Source organism: Caloramator sp. mosi_1 (assembly GCF_028622835.1).
Taxonomy (GTDB): domain Bacteria; phylum Bacillota; class Clostridia; order Clostridiales; family Caloramatoraceae; genus Thermobrachium.
In genome coordinates this window covers 1,956,631-1,975,741 of record NZ_CP117677.1, presented here as the reverse complement: position 1 = coordinate 1,975,741, position 19,111 = coordinate 1,956,631, and the positions used below count along the sequence as shown (strand labels likewise).

The 19,111-nt window shown below is 32.0% G+C and carries 26 protein-coding genes and 6 pseudogenes; 24 read left to right on the top strand and 8 right to left on the bottom strand.

Annotated elements, in window-relative coordinates:
- The first annotated feature begins 7 nt into the window (after positions 1-7).
- The 7 genes and pseudogenes from PL321_RS13985 to PL321_RS13955 all read left to right on the top strand — a co-directional run bounded on the left by PL321_RS13985 (position 8) and on the right by PL321_RS13955 (position 6,709).
- Positions 8-292, top strand: coding sequence for an ArsR/SmtB family transcription factor (locus PL321_RS13985; RefSeq protein ID WP_273962431.1), 285 nt, complete (start codon positions 8-10; stop codon positions 290-292).
- A gap of 136 nt (positions 293-428) precedes the next feature.
- Positions 429-1,422, top strand: a pseudogene (arsB, locus tag PL321_RS13980) (ACR3 family arsenite efflux transporter).
- Between the two features lie 192 nt (positions 1,423-1,614).
- Positions 1,615-1,854, top strand: a complete 240-nt coding sequence (locus PL321_RS13975; protein WP_273962430.1) for a thioredoxin family protein — start codon at positions 1,615-1,617, stop codon at positions 1,852-1,854.
- A 180-nt stretch (positions 1,855-2,034) separates the two neighbouring features.
- Positions 2,035-3,528, top strand: a pseudogene (glpK, locus tag PL321_RS13970) (glycerol kinase GlpK).
- A 128-nt stretch (positions 3,529-3,656) separates the two neighbouring features.
- A pseudogene (locus PL321_RS13965) lies at positions 3,657-5,079 on the top strand (NAD(P)/FAD-dependent oxidoreductase).
- Between the two features lie 14 nt (positions 5,080-5,093).
- On the top strand, positions 5,094-6,356 hold the full coding sequence (locus PL321_RS13960; RefSeq protein ID WP_273962429.1) for an NAD(P)/FAD-dependent oxidoreductase: 1,263 nt from the start codon (positions 5,094-5,096) through the stop codon (positions 6,354-6,356).
- Positions 6,353-6,709, top strand: a complete 357-nt coding sequence (locus PL321_RS13955; RefSeq protein WP_273962428.1) for a DUF1667 domain-containing protein — start codon at positions 6,353-6,355, stop codon at positions 6,707-6,709. The genes PL321_RS13960 and PL321_RS13955 overlap by 4 nt, the downstream gene beginning before the upstream one ends.
- Before the next feature lie 11 nt (positions 6,710-6,720).
- Here PL321_RS13955 and PL321_RS13950 read toward each other — a convergent pair whose 3' ends face one another.
- The 7 genes and pseudogenes from PL321_RS13950 to uvsE all read right to left on the bottom strand — a co-directional run bounded on the left by PL321_RS13950 (position 6,721) and on the right by uvsE (position 10,241).
- Entirely contained in the window at positions 6,721-7,008 is a 288-nt protein-coding gene (locus PL321_RS13950) for a hypothetical protein (RefSeq protein ID WP_273962427.1), read from the bottom strand.
- Positions 7,009-7,256: 248 nt separating this feature from the next.
- A complete protein-coding gene (locus PL321_RS13945; protein ID WP_273962426.1) occupies positions 7,257-7,520 on the bottom strand; it encodes a hypothetical protein in 264 nt (87 codons plus the stop codon).
- A gap of 105 nt (positions 7,521-7,625) precedes the next feature.
- On the bottom strand, positions 7,626-8,084 hold the full coding sequence (locus tag PL321_RS13940; RefSeq protein ID WP_337961179.1) for an NAD(P)/FAD-dependent oxidoreductase: 459 nt from the start codon (positions 8,082-8,084) through the stop codon (positions 7,626-7,628).
- Between the two features lie 11 nt (positions 8,085-8,095).
- Complete coding sequence (locus PL321_RS13935) at positions 8,096-8,611, bottom strand: NAD(P)/FAD-dependent oxidoreductase (protein ID WP_273964577.1); 516 nt, start codon at positions 8,609-8,611, stop codon at positions 8,096-8,098.
- 53 nt (positions 8,612-8,664) lie between these two features.
- On the bottom strand, positions 8,665-8,829 hold the full coding sequence (locus PL321_RS13930; RefSeq protein ID WP_273962425.1) for a hypothetical protein: 165 nt from the start codon (positions 8,827-8,829) through the stop codon (positions 8,665-8,667).
- Between the two features lie 172 nt (positions 8,830-9,001).
- Positions 9,002-9,175: a DUF1722 domain-containing protein gene (locus PL321_RS13925; RefSeq protein ID WP_273962424.1), complete on the bottom strand. Its 174-nt coding sequence runs from the start codon at positions 9,173-9,175 to the stop codon at positions 9,002-9,004.
- Positions 9,130-10,241 (bottom strand): annotated as a pseudogene (gene uvsE, locus PL321_RS13920) (UV DNA damage repair endonuclease UvsE). Before uvsE ends, PL321_RS13925 begins: the two are co-directional and overlap by 46 nt.
- A 110-nt stretch (positions 10,242-10,351) precedes the next feature.
- On the opposite strand from uvsE, the pseudogene PL321_RS13910 reads away from it, so the two are divergent.
- The 15 genes and pseudogenes from PL321_RS13910 to PL321_RS13845 all read left to right on the top strand — a co-directional run bounded on the left by PL321_RS13910 (position 10,352) and on the right by PL321_RS13845 (position 16,784).
- Positions 10,352-10,743: pseudogene (locus PL321_RS13910) on the top strand (DUF445 domain-containing protein).
- 73 nt (positions 10,744-10,816) lie between these two features.
- Positions 10,817-11,095, top strand: coding sequence for a hypothetical protein (locus PL321_RS13905; RefSeq protein WP_273962423.1), 279 nt, complete (start codon positions 10,817-10,819; stop codon positions 11,093-11,095).
- A 53-nt stretch (positions 11,096-11,148) separates the two neighbouring features.
- Complete coding sequence (locus PL321_RS13900; RefSeq protein ID WP_273962422.1) at positions 11,149-11,679, top strand: DUF445 family protein; 531 nt, start codon at positions 11,149-11,151, stop codon at positions 11,677-11,679.
- A 13-nt stretch (positions 11,680-11,692) separates the two neighbouring features.
- Positions 11,693-11,968: an N-6 DNA methylase gene (locus PL321_RS13895; protein WP_273962421.1), complete on the top strand. Its 276-nt coding sequence runs from the start codon at positions 11,693-11,695 to the stop codon at positions 11,966-11,968.
- A gap of 5 nt (positions 11,969-11,973) precedes the next feature.
- A complete protein-coding gene (locus tag PL321_RS13890; protein ID WP_273962420.1) occupies positions 11,974-12,147 on the top strand; it encodes a hypothetical protein in 174 nt (57 codons plus the stop codon).
- Positions 12,129-12,299, top strand: a complete 171-nt coding sequence (locus PL321_RS13885) for an Eco57I restriction-modification methylase domain-containing protein (RefSeq protein WP_273962419.1) — start codon at positions 12,129-12,131, stop codon at positions 12,297-12,299. Before PL321_RS13890 ends, PL321_RS13885 begins: the two co-directional genes overlap by 19 nt.
- On the top strand, positions 12,292-12,954 hold the full coding sequence (locus PL321_RS13880) for a hypothetical protein (protein ID WP_273962418.1): 663 nt from the start codon (positions 12,292-12,294) through the stop codon (positions 12,952-12,954). The genes PL321_RS13885 and PL321_RS13880 overlap by 8 nt, the downstream gene beginning before the upstream one ends.
- A 55-nt stretch (positions 12,955-13,009) precedes the next feature.
- The gene (locus PL321_RS13875; RefSeq protein ID WP_337961177.1) at positions 13,010-13,360 is read left to right on the top strand and encodes a TaqI-like C-terminal specificity domain-containing protein; all 351 of its coding nucleotides are present in this window, start codon (positions 13,010-13,012) and stop codon (positions 13,358-13,360) included.
- Between the two features lie 69 nt (positions 13,361-13,429).
- Complete coding sequence (locus PL321_RS13870) at positions 13,430-13,957, top strand: SDR family NAD(P)-dependent oxidoreductase (protein ID WP_337960838.1); 528 nt, start codon at positions 13,430-13,432, stop codon at positions 13,955-13,957.
- A gap of 33 nt (positions 13,958-13,990) precedes the next feature.
- Positions 13,991-14,185: an SDR family oxidoreductase gene (locus PL321_RS20240; protein WP_337960837.1), complete on the top strand. Its 195-nt coding sequence runs from the start codon at positions 13,991-13,993 to the stop codon at positions 14,183-14,185.
- A gap of 145 nt (positions 14,186-14,330) precedes the next feature.
- Complete coding sequence (gene dinB / locus PL321_RS13865; RefSeq protein WP_273962417.1) at positions 14,331-15,191, top strand: DNA polymerase IV; 861 nt, start codon at positions 14,331-14,333, stop codon at positions 15,189-15,191.
- Between the two features lie 386 nt (positions 15,192-15,577).
- Positions 15,578-15,817 carry a hypothetical protein gene (locus PL321_RS13860; RefSeq protein ID WP_273962416.1) on the top strand — a complete coding sequence of 80 codons (240 nt, stop codon included), beginning with the start codon at positions 15,578-15,580 and terminating at the stop codon, positions 15,815-15,817.
- A gap of 104 nt (positions 15,818-15,921) precedes the next feature.
- On the top strand, positions 15,922-16,218 hold the full coding sequence (locus PL321_RS13855) for a nucleoside recognition domain-containing protein (RefSeq protein WP_337961176.1): 297 nt from the start codon (positions 15,922-15,924) through the stop codon (positions 16,216-16,218).
- A gap of 91 nt (positions 16,219-16,309) precedes the next feature.
- Positions 16,310-16,546, top strand: coding sequence for a hypothetical protein (locus tag PL321_RS13850; RefSeq protein WP_273962415.1), 237 nt, complete (start codon positions 16,310-16,312; stop codon positions 16,544-16,546).
- Positions 16,547-16,592: 46 nt separating this feature from the next.
- On the top strand, positions 16,593-16,784 hold the full coding sequence (locus PL321_RS13845) for a hypothetical protein (protein ID WP_273962414.1): 192 nt from the start codon (positions 16,593-16,595) through the stop codon (positions 16,782-16,784).
- Positions 16,785-16,798: 14 nt separating this feature from the next.
- Here PL321_RS13845 and speE read toward each other — a convergent pair.
- A pseudogene (gene speE / locus PL321_RS13840) lies at positions 16,799-17,634 on the bottom strand (polyamine aminopropyltransferase).
- 155 nt (positions 17,635-17,789) lie between these two features.
- Between speE and PL321_RS13835 the strand changes: the two are divergent.
- Together PL321_RS13835 and PL321_RS13830 are read left to right on the top strand one after the other, a co-directional pair.
- Entirely contained in the window at positions 17,790-18,182 is a 393-nt protein-coding gene (locus PL321_RS13835; RefSeq protein WP_273962413.1) for a secondary thiamine-phosphate synthase enzyme YjbQ, read from the top strand.
- 204 nt (positions 18,183-18,386) lie between these two features.
- Positions 18,387-19,064 carry a TMEM165/GDT1 family protein gene (locus tag PL321_RS13830; RefSeq protein WP_273962412.1) on the top strand — a complete coding sequence of 226 codons (678 nt, stop codon included), beginning with the start codon at positions 18,387-18,389 and terminating at the stop codon, positions 19,062-19,064.
- Positions 19,065-19,111 lie beyond the last annotated feature (47 nt).

Here is a 19,111-nt window from a genome sequence, read left to right as displayed (position 1 = left end):
GAAACCTATGGAAATTGTAAATATATTAAAGGCATTATCAGATGAAACAAGATTAAGAATAATAAATCTTCTTATGGTTAAGGAACTTTGTGTTTGTGAAATAGAGGCACTTCTTGGACTCAACCAGTCCAATGCCTCTCGACACTTAAATAAGCTTTCATCTGCTGATATTTTAAAGAGCTATAAAAAGGGACAATATGTATATTATTTTATAAACTCGGATTTTATAAAAAATATCAAAGTTTGTATGAAACACTTAGACAAAATTTTAACAAATATGATATATTATTAGAAGATAAAAAAACCTAAATAAATATATTATGAGTGGTATGTCCTGTGAAGATTTAAAGGAAGGTAAATTAAAATTTTAAAGGAGGTAATGAAATGGAAAAGAAAAAGGGTTTAGGTTTTTTGAAAGATATTTATCTATTTGGGTTGCTCTATGTATAATTGTTGGTATTCTAATAGGAAAATACATTCCTATAATACCAAAAACATTAAGTAAATTTGAGTATGCAAATGTTTCAATACCTGTTGCAATTTTGATTTGGCTTATGATTTATCCTATGATGCTAAAAATTGATTTTTCAAGCGTAGTTAATGCTACTAAAAACCAAAGGGACTTATAGTTACTTGTGTAACAAACTGGCTAATAAAGCCATTTACTATGTATTTATTTGCTTACTTTTTATCAAAATAGTATTCAATAGCTTTATTCCGGATAATCTTGCAACTGAATATATAGCTGGAGCTGTTCTTCTTGGTGCAGCACCTTGTACAGCAATGGTATTTGTCTGGAGTTATTTAACAGATGGAGATGCAGGATATACACTTGTACAAGTTGCTGTAAATGATTTAATAATTCTTATTGCATTTACACCAATTGTTGCATTTTTACTTGGTGTAAGCAATGTTAAAGTTCCATATAATACACTTTTCCTATCAACTATTTTATTTGTAGTTATTCCACTTACATTTGGTTATCTAACAAGAAGAAGTGTTATCAAGAACAAGGGAATTGATTATTTTGAAAATGTATTTTTAAAGAAATTTAATAATGTAACAATAGTAGGACTTCTTTTAACACTTGTTATTATATTCTCTTTCCAAGGAGAAATAATAATAAATAATCCATTCCACATTATATTAATTGCAGTACCACTTACAATTCAAACTTTCTTTATATTTGGATTTGCCTATGTGTGGGCAAAGATTTGGAAACTTCCACATAACATTGCAGCACCTGCTTCATTAATTGGTGCAAGTAATTTCTTTGAACTTGCTGTTGCAGTTGCAATATCGCTATTTGGTTTAAAATCAGGGGCTGCTCTTGCAACAGTTGTAGGTGTTTTAACTGAGGTTCCAATAATGTTAACACTTGTTAGGATTGCAAATAATACAAGAAGTTGGTTTGCAAAATAAGTTATAATAAATAAAAACTGAATATTAGCTTTGGATTAAAGCTCTTAGAAGTATTTGTGCATAACTTTTAGATATGCCTCTTCTAAGGGCTTTTTATATTGCGTATGTTTAATAATGAAACTCATATAAGTTGACGTAATTAATTAATTATTTTATAATATAGTTATAATATTATTGAAGGGAGATGCTTTTATGCAAATTAAGATACTTGGTTCAGGTTGTGCAAACTGTAAAAAGCTTGAGGCAAATGCAAAAGAAGCTGTAAAGGAACTTGGAGTAGAGGCAGAAGTTATAAAGGTTGAAGATTTTAAAGAAATTATGAAGTATGGTGTTATGAGAACTCCTGCAATAGTAATAAATGAAAAGGTCAAGATGTTTGGTAAGGTTTGTACTGTTGAGGAAATTAAGAGCTATATAAAGGACGAGATGTAAAAAACTATTCGATATAAAATATGTTAATATATTAACTTTTCAAAAAATATTGAAATATCTTATTGATATCTGTTAAAATAAACATAGGCAGAGTGTAGAGAGCCACAACACAAAAATGGGTGTTGTGGCTTTTGAATATCTTATGTATATTTTACTTTTTATGAATGAGGGGATATTAAAATGTCAAAGTATATTTTAGCACTTGACCAAGGTACAACAAGTTCAAGAGCAATAATATTTGATAAGGGTGGACAAATTATATCTGTTGCTCAAAAGGAATTTACACAAATATATCCAAAGGCTGGTTGGGTTGAGCATAATGCAATGGAAATTTGGGCAACTCAAATAGGTGTTGCAAATGAAGCCTTAGCAAAGGCAGGACTTACTGCCCAGGATATTGCGGCAATCGGAATTACTAATCAAAGAGAGACTACAGTTGTTTGGGACAAAAAACAGGAAAGCCAATATACAATGCAATAGTATGGCAGTGTAGAAGAACAGCAGACATATGCGATGATTTAAGAAATAAAGGATATGCAGAAATAATAAGAAATAAGACGGGACTTGTAGTTGATGCGTATTTTTCAGGAACAAAGATAAAATGGATACTTGATAATGTTGAGGGTGCAAGGGAAAAGGCAGAAAGAGGAGAACTTCTATTTGGTAACATTGACACTTGGCTAATATGGAATTTAACAGGTGGAAGGGTGCATACCACCGACTATTCAAATGCCTCAAGAACAATGCTATATAACATATATGAATTGAAATGGGATGATGAGATACTTGAGATATTAAACATTCCTAAATCAATGCTTCCAGAGGTTAAACCATCAAGCTGTGTATATGGTTATACAACTGTTGATGTAATAGGGGAGAAATTCCAATAGCAGGTGATGCAGGTGATCAGCAGGCTGCACTATTTGGTCAGGGATGCTATAGAGAAGGAATGGCTAAAAATACTTATGGTACAGGATGTTTTATGCTTATGAATACTGGTGAAAAGCCTGTAAAGTCAAAGAATGGACTTTTAACCACAATAGCTTGGGGTGTAGATGGAAAGGTTGAATATGCGCTGGAAGGAAGTATATTTATAGCAGGTGCAGTAATTCAGTGGCTGAGAGATGAGTTAAGGATGATAAAATCAGCAGCAGAAAGCGAAGAGTATGCAACCTCTGTGGAAGATTCAAATGGAGTTTATGTTGTTCCTGCATTTGTTGGTATGGGTGCACCATATTGGGATATGTATGCAAGAGGAAGTATCGTAGGATTGACAAGAGGAGTAAAAAGGAGCACATTATAAGGGCAGCCCTTGAATCTATGGCATACCAAACAATGGATGTTCTTAAGGCTATGGAAGATGATTCAGGAATAAATCTTTCAGCACTTAAAGTAGATGGAGGTGCAGTTGCAAATAACTTTTTAATGCAATTCCAATCGGACATTTTAAATGTTGATGTTTATAGACCAAAGGTTATAGAAACAACAGCTTTAGGTGCTGCATACCTTGCGGGATTAGCAGTTGGATACTGGGAAAATAAAGAAGAAATAATTAGCAACTGGGCTGTAGATAGAAAGTTTAAACCAAGTATGGAAGAAGAAAAGAGAATTAAACTTATTAAGGGATGGCATAAGGCAGTAAAGAGAGCATTAGAATGGGATAAGGAAGAGTAATTGATTTTTGAATAATAATGTGATAAAATATAAATAATAGAATATTTTGGCGAGAAATGAGAGCCACAAAAATAGGCCACAAAGGTGGTCCTGTTTTTGTGGCTTAATTTTTAAGAGGGGGTTATTTTATGTATGATGTTGCAGTAATTGGTGCTGGAATAATTGGCACAAGTATAGCAAGGGAATTATCAAGATACGATTTGAAGGTAGTAGTCATAGAAAAAAGTAGTGATATAGCAAATGGTTCTACCAAGGCAAATAGTGGAATAGTACACGCAGGTTATGATGCTAAGGAAGGTACCTTAAAGGCAAAATTTAATGTTTTAGGGAGTGAGATGTACGAAGATATATGTAGGGAATTAGATGTGCCTTATAAGAGAAATGGTTCACTTGTGCTTGCTTTTAATGATGAGGATTTGAAGCATATAGAGATGCTTTATAAAAGAGGACTAATAAATGGGGTCAGAGAACTTGAGGTAATAGATAAAAATAAGGTTTTATCATTAGAACCAAACATTCAAAGAAATGTAGTAGGTGCTCTTTATGCAAAAACTGGAGCAATTGTATCGCCCTTTGAGCTTGCTATTGCTCTTGCAGAAAATGCAAATCAAAATGGTGTAGAATTTATGCTTTCAACTAAAGTTTTTAGGGTTTACAAGGATAAGGAAGTATTTACAATAGAAACAAGTAAGGGAAAAGTAGAATCAAGATATTTAGTCAATGCAGCAGGTCTTTTTGCAGATGACATAAATGATATGCTTGGAGGAGAACGGTTTAGGATAATACCAAGAAGAGGAGAATATTGTTTATTTGATAAATTAGTTGGAGGAATGGTTACAAGGACAATATTTCAAACACCTACAAACAAGGGAAAAGGTATATTAGTATCTCCAACAGTACACGGCAATCTATTTGTTGGCCCAAATGCAGTTGAGATGGATAAAAAGGATGATGTTTCAACAACAAAAGAAGGACTTGAAGAGATATTAAGGGGTGGAAGCAGGAGTGTAAAGGGTTTAAATCCAAGGGATATAATAACCTCCTTTACAGGTATAAGAGCAACACCTGATAAGAGAGATTTTATAATAAATATACCTACAAAAATGCAGTAAATGCAGCAGGAATAGAATCGCCAGGACTTACAGCATCAGTAGCAATTGCTCCCTATGTAGTATCACTTCTTGAAGAAGAGGACTTAGACTAATTAAAAAGAAGAATTTTATATCAACAAGGGAAAATACAAAACTTTTTATAAATATGTCAGAGAATGAAAAGAGAGAGGTATTAAAGATAAATCCAATTTATGGAAGAATAATTTGTAGATGTGAGCACATAACAGAAGGAGATATAGTTAGTGCGATAAGAAGACCCCTTGGGGCAAGAAGTGTAGATGGAGTTAAGAGAAGGGTAAGAGCAGGTATGGGAAGATGCCAGGGAGGTTTCTGTATGCCAAGAGTTGTTGAAATACTTGCAAGGGAACTTAATATACCTCCGACTGAAGTTAAAAAGTCAGATGAAGGCAGCTTTATTTTAACTGGTAAGACAAAGTGATGGGAGGAGAAAAAATGAAGAGGGATTTGGTTGTAATAGGCGGTGGACCTGCAGGTCTTGCAGCAGCAATTGAGGCAAAGAAGAATGGAATAGATGATATTTTAATATTAGAGAGGGATAAAAGACTTGGAGGTATACTTCAGCAGTGTATACACAATGGCTTTGGACTTCATATATTTAAAGAACAGCTTACAGGACCAGAATACGCTCAAAGATTTATAGATGAGGTTGAAAAGTTGGGAATTGAGTATAAATTAGATACAATGGTATTACATTTATCAGAAAATAAGCATATAACTGCATTAAACCCAAAGGACGGAATTATTGAAATTGATGCAAAGGCAGTTATACTTGCAATGGGATGTAGAGAAAGGACGAGAGGAGCCTTAAATATACCAGGAAGTAGGCCGGCTGGAGTCTTTACTGCAGGTGCAGCCCAAAGGTTTGTAAATATGGAAGGCTATATGGTTGGTAAAAAGGTTGTAATTTTAGGTTCGGGAGATATTGGGCTTATAATGGCAAGAAGAATGACCCTTGAGGGTGCTGAAGTTAAGATGGTTGTAGAACTTATGCCCTATTCAACTGGACTTAAGAGGAATATTGTTCAGTGCCTCGAAGACTTTGACATACCCCTTTTATTTAACCACACAGTTACAAGAATACACGGAAGGGAAAGGTTAGAAGGAGTTACAATTGCAAAGGTAGATGAAAATAGAAGACCGATTGAGGGAACAGAACAATATATTGAGTGTGATACCCTTTTATTATCTGTAGGATTAATACCAGAAAATGAACTATCAAGAGAGGCAAATATAAATTTAAATTCTGTAACCTCTGGAGCCTATGTAAATGAACTAATGGAAACAAGTGTGGATGGAATTTTTGCCTGTGGAAATGTTGTTCACGTCCACGATTTAGTAGATTATGTTACAGAAGAAAGCTTTCTTGCAGGTTATGGTGCTGCAAAGTATATTAAGGGAGAATATATCAAGAATGAAAAAGGATTTTTCACAAAAACAGGTTTTGGTATTAGATATGTAGTTCCAAATAGAATAAATCCCCAAAATGTTAAGGATAAAGTAAACTTTTATATGAGGGTAAACGATGTATATCATAATGTTGATTTGGTTGTAAGAGATGGAGATAAAATTATCTATAAAGTTAGAAGAAATCACGTTTCACCAGGAGAGATGGAAAGTGTTAAACTTTCAAAGGATGTTTTAAGGGAAGTAAAATCCTGTGAACTGGTATTTGCTTTAGAGGAGGTGGCAAAATGATTAAAAAGATGACTTGTATAAGCTGCCCCTTAGGATGTCAGCTTGAGGTTGAAGTTGGAGAAAATATAAAGGTGTCTGGAAATAAATGCAAAAGAGGAGAAGAATATGCTAAAAATGAAATAACAAATCCTAAAAGAATAATAACTTCAACTGTAAAAGTTGAGGGTGGAGATAAACCTCTTGTGTCAGTTAAAACAGATAGAGAGATTCCAAAGGATATGATATTTGAAATAATGAAGGAGATAAATAAGATAAAGGCTGTAGCACCCATTCAAATTGGGGATGTTATTATAGAGAATGTTTTAGGAACAGGTGCCAATGTAGTTGCAACAGCCAAGATAAATGGAGCCTAACGGCTCCATTTTTAATAAAAGTTTTCTTTAATAGCTTTAGGTTGAAGGTAGAAACAAAATCTTCCCTGCCCACTAACCCCATTTTTTCCAGCAATAGCTGTTATTTTAACAGAATGTTTTTCAGTAACTACTACAGGTACAAAGTAGTGTTGACTAGAGTTTATATTGGTTATACCTATTACATCTGCAATAAATAGAACATTTTTTCCTTCGTTTATGTGTTCAAAATTTTTGTATACACATAGATAAAATTTACAGTAACCACCATTACAAGAAACCATAAGTTCATTTACAAGCATTGTGTATCCCTTTGGTACGTGTGCTACAGCTCTAAAGCTTTGATTAAATCCAGCATTTATAGTTGCAAAGGTTATTGTTCCTGAAGGATTTTGAAGTGTTATAGTTCCAGAAGAACAACCATTTAGACCAACATCAATAACATAAAAGTTTTCTATATGATAGATGTCCTGTGCGTTTAAATTAACGGGAGTTGTACCATTAAGTTCAACAGTTTCTGATTTTAAGTTCCACTCTTCATCTAAATAAATTACCCTAACTTTTTGGCACCAGTTCCATCTATTCTATCAAAATTGCTTGTTGATACAACTCTTGCACCAGTTGGACCCTGTGGTGGACTTGAACCATCGTCTAATGTTTGCATTTGTGTTAAGCTTATATTATTTCTTTCTCCATATCTAAAGCCAGTAAGATATCCTTTCACTTGTCCATTTACTATAGCTGTTGTTATATTAGTTGATACAACTGAAAGCTTAGAATCGTAAAAATCACAAGGCCAGTTTATATTTGTCATACCACTTTACCCCCTTCTGTATACTTATCTAATTTATTTGATGCAGTAAATATTAAAGTTGTGAGTAAAGTTTTATTAACATATATAAAAGAGATAGCTTTTATGCTATCTCATAAAACTATATAAATTTATATCTGGATGCACTTTTCCTTCTGCAATCATATCTCTTATTATTTGACCAGCAATTATTGAATACAGTATCCCATTTGAGCCGTAACCTAATGCAAAATAAAAGTTTTTAAATTTTGGATGTTGACCTATATAAGGAAGGCCATCTTTTGTGTCTCCAAAGAGACCGTGGAATCTAAATTCTACTTCAAAATCTATGTTAGGGAACATCTGTCGTAGTTTTTCCTCAAGCCTTTCATATTTGTTTTTAGCTATGATATATGGAGGATTATTTAGTGCTATATCTTCTCCGCCTATTATAATTCTATTGTCCTGCGTTGTTCTAAGGTAGTTATAGGGTGTACAATCATTTCTGATTATGCACCTATTGTACCAACCATCAAAGCTTTTAACAGGTTTTGTTGCGATTGTAAAACTTGTATTTAGGGTAACTATATTCTGTTTTATTAATTTTTTGCCTGATATCCTGTTGCAACAACTACCTTTTGTGCAGTTATCTTTTTATGTTTGTCTGTATAAAGAATTACTTTATTGTCTTTATGTTGATATTTCAAAATAGCTGTATTTTCAAATACAATAAGACCTCTTGTTTGGCTATCCTTTATAAGCTCGTGGGCAAACCTATAGGGGTCAATTTCTGCACCGCCGCACTTTGAATATATTGCTGCTTCAATTGGGAAGGAAAACTTATCTTTAGTAGAGTTTTTGTCTAAAAATTCAATGTCAAAGTCAACGGCTTTGCGTATTTTATATTCTTCTTTAAACCTTTGTATTTTTGTTTTATCCTGCGTATAATATAGGCTTTCTCTTCTTGTAAAGTCACATTTATCCTTTAGTGTTTTTATAATTCTTTCAATTTCATAAACAGCAGACTCATTTGCCTTATAGGCCTTTAGAGCATTTACTACTCCTATTTTCTTCTCAAGCTCTAATATATCGAAGTCAACTTCATATTGAAGAATTGAAGTAGATGCACTTGTGCTTCCATATCCTATTATGTTTTTATCAACAAGTATTATTTTTTGCCTAAAAAAGAAAGATAATAGCTTAAAATAGCTCCTGTAATTCCTGCACCTATAATTAAAATATCACATTCTTCATTTTTACTAAGGTATGTATATTTGTTTATAATAGAATTTTTATTAGTCCAGATAGGATTATAGGAGACGAGCTTCATCATATCAACTCCCTTCTCCTATATTTTTATACCTATCATACTAAATTATTCATTTAACCTAATTTAGAGTAAGATTGTTTATAAACATAAAAGATTCTCTGTTTATGAAATTGCAACTTAATAAAATAACAGAAAAATTTTTCAAGTGGCTAATTAAATTATATTTTTTAGTAGCTTACATTAAAGTGTTGATAACAAAATAGTATGAGTTTAAAAGATATTCCTGTTTATATTTTTCTGCAAGTTTATTTAAGAACATCTTAGCCTTTGAGTAATCTTTAGAGGATAAAAGCTGATGGAATTTTACAAACTCTTTATCTGTTGCTCTATCCTTAAAGTATCCCCACACGTGTTGAAGTGTGTTTTTATTGCACCTTCATTAAAGGAGAGGGATAAAGCATAATCTATGGTTTTATAGAATTCAAACATATTACCTTCAGCGGAATTTATTATGCTACTACATTTTTTATAAAGGGCATAATCCTTTTCCATAACAACGTATTTATACTTTGCCCATTCATCATACATTACTGATTTCTTTGTAGGAAAGACTGTGTTTATGCATTTTATGGCAGATATATCCTTATCCTTTGTTTCAAGCATAATATCACAGTCAAAATTATTTGCTATTTTATAAAACTCTAAAAAGTTTTCAATATATACATAATCAGAATGGGCTCCTTTTTGCTTTGTAGGAGATTGGTCTGAATAATGTAATTTCATTGGTCCATCTTCTTGTTTCCAAGTATTTGAGCATTTTTCCAATATTGTTTTAATATCATCATTAGTAGGGTTTATACTATGATGAAGTACGTCAAATACAACAGGCACTTTAATTCTATTTGATATTTCTAAGACTTCATCTATATTAAAGTTTTTTTCATCGTTTTCTATTACAAGTCTTTTTTAGATGATGAGCTAAGTTTATTGAAATTAATACAAAATCTATCTAACGCAGAATTTTTATCTTTATATACGCCTCCAATATGTAAAACAACCTTGTGGGTATAATCAAGTTCAAGGCTATCTAAAAAGCGTGTATGATATTCTATTTCTCTGATGGAGTTTTCTACAATTGAATTATCTGGTGAATTTATTATTGTATATTGTCCAGGATGCATAGATACTCTTATGTTATTATTTTTTATATATGTACCTATCTTAAATAGTATATCCTTAAAATCCACATTCCAAGTATATGTATTTATCTCGTGCCCACCAAAGGGAATTATGTCGGAGCTTATTCTATAGAGATAGATTCCCTTTGAAACGTTGTATTCAAGTATTTTAAGTAAATCTATAAGGTTTTGTTCAATGGCTTCGTATAGTTTTTCTTTTGAAAAATTTTTAATAACAAACCCTCTATTGGTTCTATATTTAACTCCAAGAGTAATACACGCATATCCTATTTTCATAGTATGCCTCCCTTCTTAGTAGAATTTTATCATAAAATATAGAATAGTTGTATTGATATTATTTGACTACTTGGTATAATTAATTATGTGTAAAGGAGGGAGTTGATAAAATGAAGTTTTTAGTTCCAATGGTTGTAGGTGCCCTGATAGGATACATAACCAACTATCTTGCTATAAAAATGCTTTTTAGACCTCATTATGAAAAAGAATATTTGGTATTAAGATTCCCTTTACGCCGGGGCTTATACCGAAGGAGAAGGATAGAATAGCAAAAAGTGTAGGAGAGGCAGTAGGGACACATCTTTTATCAACAGATGTGTTTGTAGATGCTCTTTGTAGCAATCAAGTTAAGGAGCAGGTTGTAGAATGGTTGAAAATTAAATTTTATTCTCTAAAAAATTCTTCAAGTACAATTTATGATTTAATTGGTATATTAGGAGATAAAAGAGATAAATTTATTGATAGTATAAAAGAAGTTTTTCAGAGTATGTTATTGAATTAATAAAAAGCAAAATAAAAATATACTTCAGGTTATAAACGAACAAATAGAATTAAGGGATGTATTGTTATCAATATTGAATAGTTTAGATGTAAAGGCTAAAATTAATGATATTATAGATAAAGCATCAGACAACAATCAAACCTTAAGGGAAGTAATACCAAGTTCAATAGATGGTTCAATAAAGATATATATATATTCAAATAAGGATAAAATTGCAAAGGGACTTATAGAGGTTCTTTCTAAGGATAGTGTTAAGGAGAAAATATCCCATTCTGCATCAAAAATGGTGGAAAATACATTAGGTAAATTTGCGATGATGTTTTTAAGTTCTGAACTTATAGGGAAAAAATAATATCTTCTATACAGGAATATGTAAGCAGTGAGGAAAATCATCACGATATAGCAATGACGGTAATTGCTCTTTATGAAAGATTAATGGAAACAAAGGTTAATGATGTTTTTATGTCCTTTTCAGAAGACTCAAAGAGGGATATTGCAGATAAGCTTTCTAATATGTTTAGTGATTATGCAAGGGATTTACTTTGTGGGATTGATATAGAAGATGAATTGTCAAAGATAGTTTACAAAGATGAGGTGCATAAGGTTGTAAATTCTATTGTTTCATACGCTGTAGACGGTTTTGTTAATATGGAATTATCAAGACTATTAAATAACGTAGAAGAAGGTGAACTTAATTCTATATTTAATGCATTAGATGAAGTGTTTGAGGAATTTATTAAGGATAAAGCATCGAAGATAATAGGTTTAATTGATGTTTCAAAGCTTGTTGAGGATAGAATAAACAGCTTCGATGTTGCTTTTGCAGAAAAGATTATATTAGAGGTGGCAAGTAAAGAACTTTCTGCAATTACTTGGCTTGGTGCTCTTTTAGGTGCGATTATGGGTATAATATCACCACTACTTCAAGCACTATAGTATGGAGGAGATTATGTTAAGGGAATTTTTGGATGATTTAAAGGATACCTATGAAACAATTTTAAATGGAGAGGATAAAGTATTTAAGTTTATAGATAAATGGTCGATAGATGGATATATTGGAGAATTTTATGAAAGGATTAAAAACAAAGAGGAACGAAAAACAACGGGAAGCTTCTATACTCCTAAGGAAATAGTAGATTTTATTGCAAAGGATTTATCACATAAAATTGAAAACTTAACAGATATTAAAATATTAGACCCCTCCTGTGGAGGGGATATTTTCTAATAGGGATGTATAATGCCCTATTAGAAAAGGGATTTAGCAAAGATAATATAATAAACTCATTATACGGATATGACATAGATGAAAATGCAGTTATGATTACAAGCCTTGAACTTTATAGATTAAGTGGAATTGTTCCAAAGAATATAATTAAAAAGGATTTTTGTTTGAAGATAGTTTAAGTTATGAATATATAATAGGAAATCCTCCCTATGTTGGACATAAAATGATAGATAAGGATTATAGGGCAAGATTGAAGGGAAAATATGCAGATGTTTTTTCAGATAAAGCAGATTTAAGCTATTGTTTTATAAAAAATCAGTTGATTGTTTAAAAGAAGATGGAAGGCTTGTATTTTTACTTCAAGATATATGCTTGAGGCACTTTATGGTGAAGGTATAAGGGAATACATATTAAAATATGGTTCTATAGAGTTCATATTGGATTTTTATGGAGTAAGGTTTATAAAGGGTGTGGGGGTAGACAATATAATTTTAAGTTTTGTAAAATCTTCTGCTTATGATAGCATAAATTATTTTAGACTGAACCAAGATGCAAAGAATATGGGGCAGAAGGTTTTTGATGATATAAAAAGGGGTGAAAAGAAATATCATTTCTTTTTAAAGTTGATAAAAGTAATCTTAAAAAGATGGATGGATTTTTTAGATGAAGAGGGATTAAATATATTAAATAAAATAAAGGGAGTAGAGCTTGGAACAATATGCAGCAGTTTTCAAGGAATAATAACAGGTTGTGATAAGGCCTTCATTTTAAGTAAAGAAGATATAGAAAAATACAACATAGAGAAAAAGGTTATTAGAAGGTGGATTAAAAGTAGCCATATAGATAAATTTAAAGTAGACTCTACCGATGAGTTTATAATCTATAGTGATATGATAAAAAATGAAGAGGAATATAAAAATGCAATAGAGTATATATCAAGGTATAAAGAGAGGCTTTGTCAAAGAAGAGAATGTAAAAGGGAGTAAGAAGGTGGTTTGAACTACAGTGGGGTAGAAACAGAGAGGATTTTGAGGGGAAAAAATAATATATCCCTATAAATCAAATTCAAATAGGTTTGCTATAGATGAAGGAAGTTTCTACAGTGCAGATGTATATAGCTTAAAAATAAATGATATGTTTAAAGATATTTTCTCCTATGAATTCATTGTTGGGGTATTAAATAGTTCTATATATGAATTTTATATTAAGACAATGGCAAAAAAGTTGGGGGATGACCTCTATGAATACTATCCTAATAAGATTTTAAAGCTAAAGATTCCAAACTATATTAAGGAAGTTGAGGATGTTGTAAAGAGCAGTATGGATGTTAAAGAGAAGATAGAAACTATAGACAACATATTGTGCAGGCATTTTGGAGTGCCACCCAGGTGAAAGGTGAACTGAACCATAATATGGAATTAATTTATATAGTCTTATTTAAAAAAGTTAGAGGTGAATTCTATGAAGAATGGTAAGAAAACTGTTATCATAACAGGAGGAGGACAAGGTATAGGGAAGGGTACAGCAAAAAGGTTTCTTATGGAAAATTATAATGTTGTAATTGCTGAAATTGATAAAGAGGCAGGAAAAGAAACAGAAGAAGAACTAAAGAAATTAGGGGATATAAAGTTTATTCATTGTGATGTATCAAAAGAAGAGGATGTAAAAAATTTAGTAAACGAAACAATTAATATATACGGAGGAGTAGATGTACTTGTAAATAATGCAGCAATATCTATAAATAAACCAATTACAGAATTAAGCCTTGAGGAATGGAATAGAGTGATTTCTATAAATTTAACAGGTGCATTTTTATGTTCTAAATATTGTGCACCATATCTTAAATTGAATAAAGGTTCTATAGTTAATATAGCTTCTACAAGAGCGTTTATGTCAGAGAGAGATACTGAGGCATATTCTGCTTCAAAGGGGAATTTTTGCATTAACACATTCACTTGCTATAAGCTTAGGACCAGATGTAAGGGTTAATTGTATAAGTCCTGGATGGATAGAGGTTAGTGAATGGAAAAAGAAGGAGAAAGAAAAACGCCTATTTTAAGTGAATTAGATAATAAACAGCATCCCGCAGGAAGAGTTGGAAATGTTGATGACATTGCATCTATGATTTTATTTTTGATAGATGATAAAAATTCCTTTATAACAGGTGCGAACTTCATTGTGGATGGTGGAATGACCAGAAAGATGATATATGTTTAAAAGAATGGAGATGTGCTAACAAGTTGGTGTGTCATTGCCTATAATATGGAAATGTCACATTTCACTTGGGTGGCACTTTTTTTGTTTGATTTTTGATAAAAGTAGTATAATATAATATACGAACAAATGTTCGGGAGGCGGTGTTGTGAGAAATATTTTACACGTAGACTTAAATGCTTTTTATGCTTCTGTCGAACAGGCAGAGGATAAGAGCCTACAAGGAAGGCCTATTGCAGTTGCTGGAGATAAAGAAAAGAGGACAGGAATAATACTTACAGCCTCCTATGAGGCAAGAAAATACGGAGTAAAAACAGGTATGACAATAGGGGATTCACTTAAATTGTGTAAGGATTTGATTTTAGTTAAACCCAATTTTAGAAAATATGTAGAATATTCTAATCGTGTTATGGACATCTTAAGAAGTTTCACACCAGATGTTGAAGTTTTTAGTATAGATGAGGCCTGGCTTGATGTATCAGGATGTGGAGGACTATTTGGTGATGGTGTAGAGATAGCTGATTTAATAAGAAGAAGAATAAGAGAAGAACTCAATATTACAGCAAGTGTTGGAGTTTCATACTGTAAACTTATGGCAAAGATGGCTTCGGATTTAAAAAAGCCTGATGCAACAAGTATAATTGATGAGGAGGATGTACAGAAAGTTATTTGGCCTATGCCTGTTGAGGAACTGTTTGGTGTTGGAAGAAGGATGAAAAAGAGGCTAAATGATTTAGGTATTTTTACAATAGGTGATCTGGCAAATACTCCTTTAACACTTTTGACAAATAGGTTTGGAAAGGTTGGAAGATATTATTGGAATTATGCAAATGGAATTGATTTTTCAAAGGTAGAGAGTAATTATGATTGTATAAAGGGAGTAGGTAATTCCATAACAACACCTAAGGATTTAGTTGATATTAATGAAGTATCAGAAGTGTTTATGGTTTTGGCAGAAAGCGTAGGTATGAGATTAAGAAAAATGGGATTCAGAAGGGAATGTAGTTGAAGTAATATTTAGAAATAGTAATTTTGAAACAGTGGTAAGAAGGCATAAGATAAATGAGTATATAGATACAACAATTGATATACATAGGTATGCAGTTGAGTTATTCTTAAAAATTGGGATAGAAGAAGTAAAATAAGGCTTCTTGGAGTTAGGGTAACAGGTCTTAGGGAAAAACAAAAGTTTGAACAAATAAGTTTATTTAAAGATGAGTCAAAGAAAAAGAGAGAAAAATTAGATATGTGTTTAGATACAATAAGAGAAAAATATGGTAAATACTCTGTTTTTCGGGCTATAACAATGCAAAATGATAGTAATAAGATGATAAGGGTCTTAGACAAGGATGAGTGGATACCGATGAACTCCTTTAATAAAGGTGGTGGCCGAATATGAAGCTTTTACGAGAAAAGGCAAATGTTTTAGTATTGTTTCAAGATACTATAATGAATCCTATTATGATAATGTGTAGTATGGGTGTGTTTAAAGTAAATAGGGTAATAAGTATTAATAAGGAACGTAGATACCTAAGGGATTGTTATATATTTTTATGCTCTATTGAAGGCAGAGAAGAGCCTTTAGAACTTAGGTGGGATATAGAAGGAAATATATGGTTTTTAGAAAAATTCTAAAAAATAGTTAACAAAACTAAAAGTAATAATTATAATTAACTTAGAGGGGGTGAAGGTATGATAGAGGCGATAAAGGCAGGAACAATAAGGGGAGCAAAAAAGGTATAGAAACAACATTAAAAATAGGTAAAATATTAGTTCCTATATATTTTATAGTTACGTTTATAAAATACACTCCTATAATAAATTATATTGCAATTGTGTTTAAACCAATTATGCATTTAGTTGGACTTCCAGGCGAGGCAGCATTACCATTTGTTGTTGGGAATGCAATTAATTTATACGCAGGAATAGGAGCTATTTTAGCCTTAAGCTTAACTCCAAAGGAGATAACAATTATATCAGTTATGCTTTGCTTTTCCCATAGCCTATTTTTAGAAACTGCCCTATGTAAAAAATAGGTGTATCTGCTACATTTATGGTAGTATTAAGACAAATACTTGCGTTCATAGCAGGGATTGTATTGAATATTATTTTATAAGAGGTGAGTTTTTGATTATTGATATTTTGAAAGAAGCCTTTTTAGGAAGTATGTCATCAATGTGGACAGTTATTAAGATAGTGATTCCTCTTATGATAGCAATTGAAATAATAAAGGAGTTAAACCTATTAAGTAAAATTTGCGGCATATTTAAACCGCTGACACGGCTTTTAAAGGTATCAGAAACCACAATTTTACCCCTATTTTCAGGTCTTTTTTTGGTTTGGTATATGGTGCAGGACTTATAATAGATGCTGCAGAAGAGGGAAATATAACAAAAAGGATATGTATCTTGTGGCGGTATTTTTAGGAGCGTGTCACGCAATTATAGAGGATACGCTTATATTTGTTCAAATAGGTGCCAATGGATGGATTATATTTATTGTTCGTTTAGTTGCAGCCTTTATAATAACATATATTTTTGGTTTTGTATTTGAAAAATCAACTACGGCTAAAAGAATTATGAATAAAGAAATAGCAGGTTAGAAAACCTGCTATTTCTATTCTCCTATAACTTCTTTTATGTATTTTGGAAGTACAAAGCAAGCTTTATGTATTTCAGGAGTATAGTATTTAGTATCCATCTCTGGAATTTTAGTAATATCTACTTGAGTTGGATCATATTTCTTTGAACCTACTGTAAAGCTCCAATATCCACCTGGATAAGTTGGAATTGCAGCCATAAATAGCTTAGTAACAGGGAATATAGCCTTTGCGTCACTAAATACCTTTCTTACTGTATCAGGTAAGAAGAATGGAGTTTCTGTTTGAGCAACAAATATTCCATCCTCTGTTAGGGCTTCATATATATCCTTATAGAAGTTTCCACCAAACAGACCTTCAGCAATGCTGAATGGGTCAGTTGAGTCAACTATAATTACATCAAATTCATTTTTGTGCTCTTTAACGTATTTTATTCCATCGCCTATAAATACTTCACATCTTGGGTCGTCAAGTGCACAGCTTATTTCTGGAAGATACTTTTTACAAGCATCAACAACGTCCTTATCTATTTCGCAAAGAACAGCCTTTTCTACAGACTTATGCTTTAGTATTTCTCTTATTGCACCACCGTCTCCACCACCAACAACAAGAACCTTTTTGGATTTGGGTGTGTAAATAGTGGGATGTGTGAAATCATTTCGTGATAAACAAATTCGTCTTTAACAGTTGTTTGAACTATACCGTCAAGTATAAGCATTCTTCCAAATACTTCTGAATCAACTATAGCCATATCTTGATATTGAGTTTGTTTTCTAAGTAGAGTTTCTTTGATTTTGTAGGACATAGCTACGCCTTCGCCCTCAAGCTGCATTTCTTTAAGCCACATATCCATTGCCATTAAAATCGCCTCCTTTTGGGATTTTAGATACAAATAGCATTTTAGCATTAATTAGGATTAATTACAATATTCATATCAAAAAAATATAGTACAATTAATATACACAAATATGTTATGTAAAATATAGTAAAATATTCGGAGGTGTCCTTATGGAATTTAGTTTAAAAACATCAAAGATGGAGGAGTTTATTAACATAACCAGTTTTATTAGGGAGGCTGTAAGTAAAAGTGGTGTAAAGAATGGATTGGCAGTTGTATTTGTTCCTCATACAACTGCAGGTGTAACAATAAATGAGAATGCAGATCCGGATGTTGTTAGAGATATGTTAGTTACGCTTGATAAGGTATATCCTATTAAGGGTGATTATTGGCATATAGAGGGTAATTCCCACGCACATATTAAGGCATCACTTATGGGTTCTTCCTGTAGTATAATTGTTGAAGATGGTAATTTGAAACTTGGTACTTGGCAGGGAGTATATTTCTGTGAGTTTGATGGACCAAGAACAAGAAAATTTTATGTAAAAATATTGAATGGATAGTGTTGACAATATCTATTAAAGAATATATTATATAATATGAGTGGTAAAGGGAGTAGCTGCCCATTTTGGGTTGATAAAGTCAACATACTGGCCTTTGGCCTGGCTTTATCGGACGTTTGTCAAGTGAGACCTTTAACACAATGCTTTGCATTGTGTTAAAGGTCTTTAATTTTGTATAAAATAAAAAAAGAAGGAGGAATGTTTATGGCATTACTTAAAGCATTTTTATTTGTACTTGTAGCAGAGATGGGAGATAAAACCCAACTCCTTGCAATGGCCTGTGCAAGCAAATATAAACTTAAGCAGGTTATTGCTGGTGTATTTACAGCAATATTACTTTTAAATGCTCTTGCTGTGCTTGTTGGAACATACCTTGGAAGTTATATTAAATTTGAGTATGTAAAATTAGCAGCAGCCCTTTTATTTATAGGTTTTGGACTTTGGGGATTAAAGGAGAAAGAGGAAGAAGAGAATATTGAAGAAGAAGCTTGTAGCTTGAAGGAGGATAGATTCGGTCCAATTATAACAGTTGCAACAACATTTTTCTTGGCAGAACTTGGAGATAAAACTCAGATAATGACTTTAACCTTTGCAGCACAGGAAAAGGCACCGATATTAGTTCTTATAGGTGCCAGCTTAGGGATGATGGTGGCAGATACTTTAGGAATAGTGGGAGGAACGCTAATCTCTAAATATCTTCCTGAAAAGTTTATAAAGTTAGGAGCAGCTGTTATATTTATTGTTTTTGGTGTATTAACCCTTTATGAAGCTTTACCAGCTAAATATTTAACAGCGTTATATCAGATTATTTTTTATGCTATTTTAATTTTACTTGTTTACTTAATAGGTTTTAGAAGAAAAAAGAAAAGTAATCTGGTTTAAGAAGGAAAAATTTATCTTCTGTAGAATTATATAGATAAGCAACTTAA